The organism is Pauljensenia hongkongensis, assembly GCF_001746855.1.
Lineage (GTDB): Bacteria > Actinomycetota > Actinomycetes > Actinomycetales > Actinomycetaceae > Pauljensenia > Pauljensenia hongkongensis.
In genome coordinates this window covers 26,846-33,004 of sequence record NZ_CP017298.1, presented here as the reverse complement: position 1 = coordinate 33,004, position 6,159 = coordinate 26,846, and the positions used below count along the sequence as shown (strand labels likewise).

General features: G+C 71.2%; 5 protein-coding genes and 1 tRNA gene. 4 read left to right on the top strand and 2 right to left on the bottom strand.

Annotated elements, in window-relative coordinates:
* Both BH719_RS00150 and BH719_RS00145 read right to left on the bottom strand, forming a co-directional pair.
* Positions 1-443: DUF4418 family protein (locus BH719_RS00150; protein ID WP_009399682.1), on the bottom strand; the 443-nt coding region annotated here is incomplete at its 3' end.
* Positions 444-590: 147 nt separating this feature from the next.
* A tRNA-Pro gene (locus BH719_RS00145) sits at positions 591-664 on the bottom strand.
* A 103-nt stretch (positions 665-767) separates the two neighbouring features.
* On the opposite strand from BH719_RS00145, the gene BH719_RS00140 reads away from it, so the two are divergent.
* The 4 genes from BH719_RS00140 to BH719_RS00125 all read left to right on the top strand — a co-directional run.
* On the top strand, positions 768-2,588 hold the full coding sequence (locus tag BH719_RS00140) for a glycoside hydrolase family 2 protein (RefSeq protein WP_009399680.1): 1,821 nt from the start codon (positions 768-770) through the stop codon (positions 2,586-2,588).
* A 43-nt stretch (positions 2,589-2,631) separates the two neighbouring features.
* On the top strand, positions 2,632-3,750 hold the full coding sequence (locus BH719_RS00135; RefSeq protein WP_245683291.1) for a hypothetical protein: 1,119 nt from the start codon (positions 2,632-2,634) through the stop codon (positions 3,748-3,750).
* A gap of 39 nt (positions 3,751-3,789) precedes the next feature.
* Complete coding sequence (locus tag BH719_RS00130) at positions 3,790-5,025, top strand: hypothetical protein (RefSeq protein WP_216818691.1); 1,236 nt, start codon at positions 3,790-3,792, stop codon at positions 5,023-5,025.
* A 159-nt stretch (positions 5,026-5,184) separates the two neighbouring features.
* Positions 5,185-6,159 (top strand): hypothetical protein (locus tag BH719_RS00125; RefSeq protein ID WP_050790596.1); only part of this gene is annotated, 975 nt, incomplete at its 3' end.

Below are 6,159 nucleotides of genomic sequence, written 5' to 3'. Positions count from 1 at the left end.
AGCTCCCCTCCCGCGCGCGCGGACGGGGCCAGGGCGCTGGCGCCGCGGCCGCGCATGGAGGTGACCAGGGCGCCGACGCCGCCAGCGGCGACGAGGACGCTCATGATCCGGACGAAGGGCTGGAACACCGTGTAGCAGCGCATCGTGCGCATCATGCACATGGGGCAGATGCCGCCGGGGATGAAGAATGTGACGGCGGCGCCGACCACCCCGAGCGCCTGGAGGGCGAGCCGCAGGGACCGGTTCTTGACGAACGCGGAGGCCCCGAAGAGCAGGGCCAGCCCCCCGGCTCCGGCCGCCACCGTGTTCTGGCAGCTGTGGCACTGCATCCACGAGCCGTCGGGTTTGGGGTCGCACGCGGCGAACACGGTCGTCCCCCCTGCGACGAGCAACAGGCTCAGCACTGCGGGGACCAATGGCGCGAGGGCGCTCTTCTTCGACATTGGGTTTCCTTCCGCGTCCGCGCGCGGACGCGGACCGTAGCTCAGGGATAATCGCATAGCTAAGCCTAACCTTGTTGGGGCGCCGATGCCCTGGATCGCCCCGGGAACGCATAAAACCGCAGAGCACGTGGCCCTGCGGTTCCAACGTCGGGCTGGCGGGATTTGAACCCACGACCCCTTGACCCCCAGTCAAGTGCGCTACCAAACTGCGCCACAGCCCGTATCTAGCTCGCCGCTCGCGGCGACCTTGGATAGTGTAGCCCAGCATGCCGACGGCACGCCAATCCGCGGAAGCGATCCACGTCACGGCAGTAGAATCGGCCTATGAGCGACGACGCGACCCGCCCGGCCGGCCCGGGCCTGGTGACCCCATGGGGCGAGGACCTGGGGGACGCCCCCCTGCCCGAGTACCCGCGCCCGATGCTCGTGCGGCCCCAGTGGCGCAGCCTCAACGGGTGGTGGCGCTACGCCGTCGTCGGCAGGCGCGCCGCCCAGGGGGCCGAGTCCCCCGTGGACGCGTGGCAGGGGCGCATCCGCGTGCCGTTCGCGGTGGAGACCAGGGCATCGGGCGCGGCCAGGCCCCTCGGGCCCGACGAGCTGCTGTGCTACGAGCAGGACATCGTGGTCCCCGGGCAGTGGCGGGGCGGGCGCGTCGCCGTCGTCTTCGAGGCGGTGGACCACGAGTGCCGCGTCTTCGCCGACGGCGAGCCCATCGGCTCCCACACGGGCGGGTACTGCCCCTTCCGCGTGGAGCTGCCCGACACGGGGCGGGCGCGGGTCCGCCTGCGCGTCGAAGTGGCCGACGCGACCGACACGACGGACCAGCAGCGCGGCAAGCAGTCGCTGGAGCCCGGCGGGATCTGGTACACGGCCACATCGGGCATCTGGCAGACCGTGTGGATGGAGCCCCTGCCCGACCGGGCGATCACCCGGGTGCTCACCCGCACCCGCCCCGACCTGGCCACCGTGGACGTGCGGATCCTCGCCGAGGGAGGCCCCCGGCCCGTCACGATCACCATCAGCGACCAGGAGGGCGCCGTGGTCCGGGCGTCGGGGACCACGGGAGCGCCCATCGCCGTGCGGATCCCTTCCGCGCGGCCGTGGAGCCCCGGCGATCCGCACCTGTACTCGCTGGTCGCGGACACTGGGGCCGACCGCGTGGAGTCGTACTTCGGCGTGCGGACCGTCGCCGTGTCCGCCCCGGAGGGCGGGGGCGCGGCCCGCGTGCTGCTCAACGGCGCGCCCGTCCTGGTCAACGCCCCCCTGTGGCAGGGCTACTGGCCCGAGTCCGGTCTGACGGCGCCCAGCGGGGCGGCGGTGGAGCACGACCTGCTGGCGCTGAAGGGCATGGGCTTCAACGGGGTGCGGGTCCACGTCAAAGTGGAGAGCAGGCGCTTCTACGCCCTGGCCGACCGGATCGGGATGATGGTCGTCCAGGACGGCGTCAGCGGGGGCAGGGCACCGGCGTCGATACGCCAGTCGGGCCTCATCCAGGCGACCGGCTTCACGTGGCCGGACACCGGCCGCGCCCTGCTGCGGCGCACCGGCCGCGCCACCGCCGCCAGCCGCCGCGCCTTCCTGGAGGAATGGTCGCGGACCGTGCGCCTCCTCCAAGCCCACCCCAGCGTGGTCATATGGGTGCCCTTCAACGAGGGGTGGGGGCAGTTCGGCGCGCGCCGCGTCCTGGAGCTCACCAGGCGCATCGACCCCACCCGGCCCGTCGACGCGGCGTCGGGCTGGTTCGACCAGGGGTGCGGCGACTTCAGGAGCCGCCACCGCTACGTGCTGGCCCTCGTGGCGCCGCCCGCCAACGATGGCCGCGCGTTCTACTTGTCGGAGTTCGGCGGCCACAACCTGCCCGTCGAGGGCCACCTCCACTCGTCCGGCCAGCCCTACGGCTACAGCTTCCACCGCGACCGCGCCGCCTTGGAGGCCGCACTGGTACGGCTTTACGAGCGGGAGCTGATCCCCCTGGCCGCCCGCGGTCTCGCCGCCTGCACCTACACCCAGGTGAGCGACGTCGAGTCCGAGACGAACGGGCTGATGACCTACGACCGGCGCGTGACGAAGGTCGACCCCCTGGTCATGCGGCGCCTCAACCACGCTCTGGAGGAGGGCTTCCAGGCTCCTGCGACCACTTGGTAGGCTAATGGGGTACCAGAACGCACCACTCGTCATGGAGGCGCACGTGGGAACCAGACGAACACTCGCCATCATGGGCGCCGCCACGGCCGCGCTCGCGCTGGGCGCCGCCTCAGCGCCCAGCGCGCATGCCGCCATGGAGAACCGGGTCGCCGAGCAGTACATGATCCACCAGTCCGGGAGGGTCTCGTGGACGGTCATCATCGCCGACTACCAACAGGCGCTCACACAGGAGCAGTGCGAGGAATTGGGCACCAGCGCCCAAACCGTTTTCTCCACCAACGAGAAGGCCTCGATCTCATTCACGCAGTCCTCCGGCTCCGGCGTCTCGAACAGGTGCACGGCGACCCTGAGGGCCGAACTGAACAAGACCGCACTGATGCAGACGGCGGGAACGACGAGGACACTCACATTGAGGACCGCGATCCCGGACTCCGTCATGGCGGTCCTGGGCACGACCACCAGGAATGTCTCGGCCACTGTCTTCGACGCCGGAATCGTCGAGAGCTCCGACGGCGCCGAGATCAAGCACGACTCCGAGGGCAACGGCTGGGAGACCGCGGAATGGAAGAACGTCAGCGGAGACCTCAGCATCACTTACGATAGCGCCCTCGGGAACCGCAACGGCAGGGCGGGCGCCTCCCCCACGCCCGGTTCACGGTCCACGCCGAGCCCACGGTCCACACCGAGCGCGCCGGCGTCCCCGAGCAACAACGCCGCCGGGCAGAACCCCCCTGGGAACTCGGATGACAACACGGCCCTGATCGTCGCAGCCATCGTCGTGGGCGTCATCGTGATCGCAGCCGTGGCCGGCGCTGTGGTGATCGTCATGAGGAGCCGCAGGGCACACACTGGCCCCGGCGGCTACGCGGGGGTCCCGTACCCCGACGGGCAGGGCCCCGGCGGGCTCCCCGGCCAGGGGCACGGCCGAACCCCGGGCTACGGGCAGGCCCAGGACTACGGGCAGTCGTCGGGGTCGGCGGTCCCGGCAGGGCAGTCGTTCCCATTCGGCGACGCAGCGGTCCCCCAATCCCCTCCGGGCGCCTCCGCCGGCGCGCAGACGGGGCCCTCCGCCGGCGGCTCCGCTTCCTCCGCACTGGGCCTCCCCCCTGTTCCCGCGCCTCCGAAACAGCGCTCCCCCTTCGCCCCGGACGAGGACTCCTGACAGGGCGTGCCGAACGCACGACACCGGATGGAGGCGCACATGGGACTGGGGAAACCTGCGGGTATCGCGGCCGCGGTGCTGCTCGCCCTCAGCGCGGCGGCCGTGCCCGGCGCCCGGAGCGCCTCCGCCGCCGAGGCGGGCGCCTCGGAGGAGTACCGCGTCTCCGGCTCCGGCGTTCTCACCTACTCGGCGCGGATCACCGCCAGCGAGGACTACCTGAGCAAGCAGGTGTGCGACGATTTCGCCGGCCACCTCCGGACGGTGTTCGGCCTCGACAAGGACCCGAAGGCGTCCTACACCGGAGCGACGTACGACGGGGGGACCAGCGAATGCGCCGTTCAGCCTTTCGACATCCTCCACCCCACGGACTCCGTCATCACGGAGAACGGCTCCGAGCGCACCATCGCGATGTCCCCCAGCACTACCGGCCCCGTCCTGGAGGCCATTGGGTTCACCACCAGGAGCACCACGGCGACGGTGAGCAACGCCATAATCACAAGCGCCTCGGACGGTTGCGCCATTGATCACGACTCCTCCTCCAGCGGGCAGGAGACGGCGACTTGCGCGCACACGGCCGATGACTCGTACGTGACCTACGACGTGGCAACGGGAGCGACCTCGTCCGGCGCGGTGCGCGGCGCGCCGACCCCGGTGCCGCCCGATCCGGAGGCCAACGTCAAGCCGCAGCGCACGGGCACGCCGGGCGCACCTGCCGCGACGACGACCACGGGACCGATCACGGCCCCCGTGACGGTCGGGACCCCCGGCCAACGGACCGGCGCGCCCACTCCCACCGGGAGGTCCTCGGACTCGGACGACGGCAACGCATTCGTCGCCATATTCTTCCTCATCCTCGTCGTCCTGGTCCTGTTCTGGATCATCTCGATGGGCACGATGCGATCGCAGTGGAAGAAACAGTCGCGGAGGCCGGCGCGGTCGCGGGCCACCCACACCCGCCGCCCCGTGGACCCCGCACTCCCCTACGACACCTCCAGGACGGCCGCGTCCGAGCCGCACGACTCCCCCACATTCCCCTACGACACCTCCAGGACGGCCGCGTCCGAGCCCCATGATTCCCCCACATTTCCCTACGACAGCTCCAGGACGGCCGCGCCCGAGCCGCACGACTCCCCCACATTCCCCTACGACAGCTCCAGGACGGCCGCGCCCGAGCCGCACGACTCCCCCGACCCCGCCCCGGGATCCGCGGGTCCGTCCGAGGCGGCCGCTCCCCGATCGGATTCCCGTTTCGCCCCTCCCAGCGGTCCCGCTTGACCGACCAGGACGCCGAGGGCGCCCTCAGCGGCCTGGGCCCCCACCCCGTCGGAACGGTTGCCAGGGCACTTGGCAGAGCCGTGATCCGTCCGCGCCCCGGGTCCGACCAGTTGGTAGGATCGGGGAGTACCGAACGCACGACGGCCGATGGAGGCGCCCATGGGACTGAGGAAGCCGGTGGGGATCGCGGCGGTGGCCGTGGTGCTGGCGCTCAGCGCAGTGGCAGTGCCCGGCGCCCGTCCCTCCTGCGCCGCTGGGGGCCACGCGACTGAGTACTACCGCGTCACCGGATCCGGGCCCCTGTACTACTCCGCCACGATCATTGCCGACGGCGCCGTCCTGATCAGGCGGGTGTGCAACGAGTTCGGCGACCACATCCGGTCCGTGTTCGGCCTCCCCGCATCGCAGCAGGTCGTGACCTTCACCAGAGCGCTTTCCAAAGGCAGCCCGTCCATGTGCGCCGTGGACGAGTTCAGAGTCCCTGACCATGCCCCCTTCCTCTCCGGGAACGGGCCCACGTACACCATCACAATGCCCTTGCACGTCACAGAACCCATCGCCGGGGCAACGGGGTTGACGATGCGGATGGTCAGGGCGTGGGTGGGCGATGCTGTGATCACAAGCGTTTCGGGCGGGGGGCTCGTCGACCACGATCCCGACTCCACGGGCTGGGAGAAAGCCGTGTGGTACCAGGACTTCGAGGACATCACCCTGGACTACGACGTTTCAACGGGCACGACGTCCACCGGCGCCGTGCACCCGCCGTCGAACAACGACCCGCCGGAACCAGAACCCGCCGACGATCCCCAGAGCCCCCAGTCCCTGGCGGGCGCGTCCCCGTCGGCGGGGGCCTCAACCCCGGCGAGCGGGCGCACTGGCGCGGCGAAACGCGGGTACAACAGGAGCGGGCTGCGCTCGCCCTCCCTTTCGGACCAGCTGTGCTCGGACTGCGACGCGAAGAGAAGGATAGCGAGCGCCACGGTGCTCATCTTCGTCCTCGTGGTCCTGCTGCGGCTCATCGCGAAGGGGGCGGGATGGCCCCGCAGGCCTGGGGAGGCGCGGAAAGCCCGGCGGCCGGCGCGCTCCCGCGCCCCCGTGAGGCCGCGCCCGGCCGAGCCCGAGGACCCGGCTTTC